This window comes from Xenorhabdus anantnagensis, from assembly GCF_028598555.1.
GTDB classification, from domain to species: domain Bacteria; phylum Pseudomonadota; class Gammaproteobacteria; order Enterobacterales; family Enterobacteriaceae; genus Xenorhabdus; species Xenorhabdus anantnagensis.
The window spans coordinates 1-4,885 of the sequence record NZ_JAQRFN010000058.1; the positions used below are offsets into that span (position 1 = coordinate 1).

The following is a 4,885-nucleotide window of genomic DNA, read 5'->3' on the forward strand; positions in this document are numbered from 1 at the left end:
TACTGCTAAACCTAGTGCTACGTTAATTCTATTTATCGAATCATCTACATCTTCATATGCCTGTAGCGGCTACTTCGTGGGCATCCTGCCTGTTCGATGTGGTTAAATTTAAGATAACTTAACAAGGAAGTCAATAGCGGAAGTTAAATAAACTTAAATTTAGATAAAGAGACCTTGAATAATACGAGCTAGAATGGGGAATAATCTAAGATAGATGTAGGTAACAGGTAGGTAAAACCCTCCGTAAAGGGTTTTGATATGGATTATGGCAGTCTTGCGATTTTTGCATCCACAACAACACCAATTATTTTACAATTCCCATTGATTGATATCATTCTGTATTGCGGGTTGAGGGGTTTAAGGTAATGATTTCCAGCATCAATAATGTACTGTTTAAACGTCGCTTCGTTCTCACTCTCTAGTTTAGCGACAACCAACTTGCCATTAATTGGCACTATTTCAGGATCTACTAAAATCATCATTCCTTCCGGGATGCTTAGCCCGGACGGCGATGTCATTGAATCCCCCTTTACTTCTAGCCAAAAGGAATCACCAGAACAACTGACGGTAGTTTCATACCAGTCATCAATAGATCTTCTATGGTAAGGCTCCACCGCTTCACTCCAATTTCCAGCACAAACCCAACTAATTAGCGGATATTCCCCCCTTGCCCTATTGAATCTAAGGAATGAAACGTTTGAATTATCATCAACGGCACCTTTAAGAATATATTCGGCTGAACACCCTAAAGCAGATGCCAGAGCTAATAGGTTATCTCCTTTTGGCTCTGTATCTTCTTTTTCCCATTGAGAAACAGCTACATGCGAAACTCCGACAAGTTTACCAAGTTCTCTTTGGGTGAGCTTAAGCTCTTTTCTGCGTAATCTAATACGCTCGCCAATAGTCGTTTTCATAGTTAAGCAATCTTAAATCCTCTTGACTTAAGATTCCTTTAGTTGAATAATTAAAGTCATCTTAAATGGAGGTTGTAAATATGTTCAAAGACGAAGCAGTCAAGTTTTTTGGTAGTCAGAGAGTTATCGCTGAGAAGCTGAACGTATCCGACGCGGCAGTTTCTCAATGGAAAGAAGTTATCCCTGAACGCGCTGCTCTCAAATTAAACCGGATCACTAATGGTAAATTGAAATACAAACCGAGCTTATATAGCAAAGCAGTGTAGTAAATCCCGCTCTTTAACATCCTAGGTAGCAACACCGCCCTGAATATGCGTTAGGGCAACTCACCATCATCTATCTCAGGATAGCTGATTATCTATTCGTTTAGTTAAACGAACATTAAACATGTTAACCAAATTTAACGTTAGGAATTTTACCAAATGGAAGTTGCAAAAACTGTCAAAAATACTCGTATTACGTGTAGTGCTCAATATCTGGAGAGTTATTTTCTCAAATCAGTTCTGGAGTTTGGAAACAATAATCTGGCGCGGGAAATGGGTATTCATCCATCCAAACTCAGCCGCGATAAAAACCGGATAGCCAAATTAGCCAGTTTGATGATTGTGAATTTGGGCTTGCCGGAGGGAAGTGTCGCAGCACCGGGATGTGAGGCGAATATCGTGTTGACTGGAGTTGAGGCCAGCAAGTTACTGTCATTGCTAGATAACCTCAGATACCCAAAAAGAAAAACCTCGAAGGCGGCTACCGACGAGGCTTCTGAAATGCAACTTGAGATGGGAATTTAGCGGTTCCCGAACAACATTTCACGAGGTAATTATACATGAAAACAAAATTTAATCACAGCGGCGTGCATAAAAATAATGTGCGTGATCAGGTTGCCCGTTCGGTCACTGAGGATGGTGCGAAAAAACTGCGCGATGCTCTGGAGGATGCAAAATTACGGCTGGAGCACCGCGAGGAACTGACCGGAGGGAAACGTCATGGGTAACGTAGCATACGCTGATTTTGGAGCGCGAGCGTCTTCAAGGAGCGCACGGATGGAAAACCAAAAACAGGGGCACTTTGCACTGTTCAGGAGTCTTCTGTCCAGCGGATGGGCTGAGGATACCGCCAAATTAGCATTATGGGTCAGGTTGCTGGGAATGGCTCAATACAAGCCTAAACGCATTGAATTTGGTGGTGTGGATTGGGATCTGAATACTGGACAATTAGTAACAAAAATATCGTTATTAGCCAGAAAATTGCAGGATGCTAAAGGGAATGAGAAGACACCTAAACAGGTCAGGGATATGCTCGAATTTTTCTCTACAGAGGGAATGTTAACGTTCAGTGGCAACCGTCACGGAACCGTGATAACGATCACAAATTATACCGATTATCAGGGTGATTTTGAGGTAACAAACGAGGTAACTAATCAGGTAACAAACAAACCCAGTAATGACGCTGCTTCCGTTGGGGGTCGGGTAACAAAGTTGGTAACAAAGCAGGTCAAACAGAGTAAGAAAGTATTAGAACAAGAATATATAACATCTAACGATGTTGGTGAGTTTTCTGACGAAAACAACCCGCCACAGCCAGTCAAGAAATCTCAATCCAAAAAAGAATCAGTTCCCTACCAAGCCATGATTGATGCCTATCACGAAATCCTGCCTGAAATGGCTCGGGTGACTGTCCTGCGAGACGGACGAAAATCCAAGATGCGGACATTCTGGCAACGAACTAACAAGGAGTACCAGACCAAACACCAGAAGCCGTTCACTCTGGAAAATTGGCGGGGATATTTGGGTTACATAGCCGAACACTGCCGCTGGATGATGGAAGACAGACCAAACGGCAAAGGCGGCTACTGGAGAGCCAAAAATTTGGATTACATCATCACCGACCAATGTTACGTATCCGTCAAAGAGGACAGAGCGAATGACCGTCAACATTAACCAAGTACCTCACAGTATCGAGGCAGAACAAAGCGTTATTGGTGCATTACTGCTGGACCCCCAGAGCGAAAACTCTCAGTACGTATTATCAATGCTCTCTCCTGACTCATTCTACGGCCAGCATCATAAACTGATCTACACCGAGATTAGGGTGTTAAACAACCAGCATCACGCGATAGATATTATTACCGTGGATGACAGCCTGAAACGTGTCGGTAAGTCAGATCAGGCAGGTGGGTTTTCATATCTGGCTGAGGTTGCCAAGAACACACCCAGCACGGCTAACATCGTGGCCTATGCCAAGAAAATCAAGGAGACTGCCGCCGAGCGTTACGCCATTGAGAAAACCAACGAGATCCATCGGTTACTGATGACGCCCAGTACACTGACATTTGCCGAGAAAATGGACATGGCTCAACGGTTGATGGGTGAGGCAGCGGAGAATGGTGTTACAGGCAAGAAAACAGGGCTTAAGCCTATTAGCGAGATTGCTGATCGCTTCTTCGAAAAACTGGAAGAGCGTTTTAACAATCCTGAACACAGAGGACTTAAGACCGGATTCCCCGATTTTGATGACATGCTGGCCCCAAAATACATTGTCAATGGTTCGCTGTTTGTTATTGGTGCACGTCCGAAGATGGGGAAAACCACGGTATTAACCGAGATGGCGAAGAATGTCGCTGCGAATGGTCAATCGGTATTGTTGTTCAGCATGGAAATGACCGACGAACAACTGTTCGAGCGCATGGTTAGCCAGAAATCAGGAGTTAATACAGACACGCTATATGGCGGAACTGATGACGATTACGAATGGGATCTGCTTTGTCGGGCAATAGGAGAGCTGAGAGACACACCCAATGTCTGGGTTGATGATACTCCGGCAATGACATTCGCTCATATCCAATCTCAGTGTCGCAAAATCAAGCGCAGGGTCGGCAAGATTGGTTTTATCGGTGTTGATTATTTGACCCTGATGAAGACTGAAAAAGCGGAGCGTAATGACATTGCCTACGGCAATATCACAAAGGGACTCAAGATACTGGCGAAAGAACTCGATACCGTGGTTGTTCTGCTGACGCAGCTTAACCGAAACATTGAAGAGCGGGGCAACAAACGTCCGATGCCATCCGATAGTCGCGATACAGGTCAGATAGAGCAAGATTGTGATTACTGGATGGGGGTCTATCGTGATTCGGTCTATCACGAGAAATCAGATCAAACACTGACTGAGTTAATTCTACGCCTCAACCGTCATGGCAAAGCGGGAACCACCTACATTGAACAAAAAGGTCTTTGTCTCTTTCCTCTCGATCAAGTGGAAGGAGAGCGCAGAGCCAAGCGAAACGAAGACAGACCTAATAAACCCCACCATAAGGACTTTTGAGATGAAAAGATCAACATTTAAACAGTTAGAAAGAAAATGGAGAGAGCAGTCTGCCGCAATAAGTAAGAGAAAATTCAATGCAGCAACAAAAGATGCTCAATCAAGAATGTTATTTGAGCATTACAAAGCATCACATAGAAAAGCAAAAAAACATTTTAGGATCCCAAATGTAGTTAGAAAAATGCACAAAATAGAATGGAAATATGGGAACCTGTTCATCATTCAAGGTATGAAATTAATAAAGCCAAATAGAGTCGTAGTATTTGGCAATTCAGGGAAACCCAAGCAAATAAAGGAGTTGACATGAAAATCAAAACGAGTGAGCTGACAGGCCGGGCGTTGGACTGGGCTGTGTGTTTGGCTCTCGGAGCAAGGATTAGTGACGGTCGTTTTCTGGAATTACCCAGCGGATATTTTGTAGATAAAAACAGCCGGTATTATTCATTTAAACCCTCAACCGATTGGGCGCAGTGTGGGGAGTTGATTGATAAATATCTAGATGATGTGACCTATATGGGTCGCAAAGATAATCACTGGGTGGCATCTGTTAGGGCATTGACAGTAGATGATTTTTCTATTTTTAAAATGCAAACAGGCGACACACCACAAATAGCCATATGCCGTGCTGTAGTGGCTGCACAGTTGGGCGA

At 43.6% G+C, this 4,885-nt stretch carries 8 protein-coding genes; 7 read left to right on the plus strand and 1 reads right to left on the minus strand.

Features of this window, described 5'->3' with window-relative positions:
* Positions 1-263: 263 nt before the first annotated feature.
* Complete coding sequence (locus PSI14_RS19545) at positions 264-914, minus strand: LexA family protein (protein WP_273577649.1); 651 nt, start codon at positions 912-914, stop codon at positions 264-266.
* A gap of 80 nt (positions 915-994) precedes the next feature.
* On the opposite strand from PSI14_RS19545, the gene PSI14_RS19550 reads away from it, so the two are divergent.
* The 7 genes from PSI14_RS19550 to PSI14_RS19580 all read left to right on the plus strand — a co-directional run.
* Positions 995-1,180 (plus strand): Cro/CI family transcriptional regulator, encoded by a 186-nt coding sequence (locus PSI14_RS19550; RefSeq protein ID WP_273577650.1) that lies wholly within the window; start codon positions 995-997, stop codon positions 1,178-1,180.
* 156 nt (positions 1,181-1,336) lie between these two features.
* Positions 1,337-1,702 carry a hypothetical protein gene (locus PSI14_RS19555; protein ID WP_273577651.1) on the plus strand — a complete coding sequence of 122 codons (366 nt, stop codon included), beginning with the start codon at positions 1,337-1,339 and terminating at the stop codon, positions 1,700-1,702.
* 35 nt (positions 1,703-1,737) lie between these two features.
* A complete protein-coding gene (locus PSI14_RS19560) occupies positions 1,738-1,905 on the plus strand; it encodes a hypothetical protein (RefSeq protein WP_273577652.1) in 168 nt (55 codons plus the stop codon).
* Complete coding sequence (locus PSI14_RS19565) at positions 1,898-2,851, plus strand: replication protein (RefSeq protein WP_273577653.1); 954 nt, start codon at positions 1,898-1,900, stop codon at positions 2,849-2,851. The genes PSI14_RS19560 and PSI14_RS19565 overlap by 8 nt, the downstream gene beginning before the upstream one ends.
* Positions 2,835-4,235 (plus strand): replicative DNA helicase, encoded by a 1,401-nt coding sequence (locus PSI14_RS19570; protein ID WP_273577654.1) that lies wholly within the window; start codon positions 2,835-2,837, stop codon positions 4,233-4,235. Before PSI14_RS19565 ends, PSI14_RS19570 begins: the two co-directional genes overlap by 17 nt.
* A gap of 1 nt (position 4,236) precedes the next feature.
* On the plus strand, positions 4,237-4,542 hold the full coding sequence (locus PSI14_RS19575; RefSeq protein ID WP_273577655.1) for a hypothetical protein: 306 nt from the start codon (positions 4,237-4,239) through the stop codon (positions 4,540-4,542).
* Positions 4,539-4,885: phage protein NinX family protein (locus tag PSI14_RS19580; protein WP_273577656.1), on the plus strand; the 347-nt coding region annotated here is incomplete at its 3' end. The genes PSI14_RS19575 and PSI14_RS19580, both read left to right, overlap by 4 nt.